This is a genomic window from Oleiphilus sp. HI0061 (genome assembly GCF_001635675.1).
The window spans coordinates 1-836 of the sequence record NZ_LWFE01000320.1 but is presented as its reverse complement, the minus strand read 5'-3'; the positions used below and the strand labels follow the sequence as shown (position 1 = coordinate 836).

General features: G+C 46.5%; 1 protein-coding gene. It reads left to right on the top strand.

Annotated elements, in window-relative coordinates; all coding sequences use genetic code 11:
• Positions 1-836, top strand: an 836-nt coding sequence (locus A3735_RS29465) for a VCBS repeat-containing protein (RefSeq protein WP_156499395.1), incomplete at both ends; no start/stop codon positions are given.

The window sequence follows — 836 nt, the reverse complement described above, 5'->3', positions numbered from 1 at the left end:
TGTCAGCAGGCTGGCATTGCAGACTTACAGGCGTGTAGAGCTTTGCTTTCACTTGATCAGGCTGTCAAATCTGGGCAAGTTGGTACCTGTCAATATTTGGCTGAGAGCAAGAGAAAACAAGACTGTCTTCAGGCGCAGCTTATTCAACTGGCCAGGCAATCAAGGCAAGACGATATTTGTAGTCTCATGACTCAGGAAAACAAAGTGGCTGAGTCTTTATGCCGAGCTGCCAGTAAAGTAATTCCCCCAAAGCAAGCTATCAACTATTCACTATACCCTAAGGGTGTTCAGCGCAATGTCTTGTCTATGTCCTCGATGGGCGGCTGGCAAGAACTTGCTGAAGACTGGGCTGTATCAGAAAGTTATTGGAGTTGGCACAGCAAGATAGCAGACTTGAATAATGATGGCTGGAACGATATTTATGTTGGCAACGGTTATATGTTTGGTGGAGCAGGGCGGCGTACCCAGACCAATGTTTTGTATATGAATAAGCATGGCGAAGGAATGTACCGAGCAGAAGCGGAAATGGGCTTGGAAGATTATCTAAATACCCCGAGCTTTGTGACGGTTGATTTTGACCGGGATGGTGATCTCGATATCATCTCCCAACGAGTTGCTGCCGACCATGGCGTCTTCATCAATCAGACTCGAGAGCCGGGTATATTGATCGATCTAAGACTTAATGGGCAAACGGTATTGGGCTCCAGCGTGCAATTGCTCGGTCATTCTCTTGAAGATGAAAGCGCGGCGCAGTTATCTCAGCAAGTTCTTGGAGGTGGTTTTCTTAGTTTTGATGAGCCTCTTGCTCATTTTGGTATGGCAGAAAAACAAAGCTA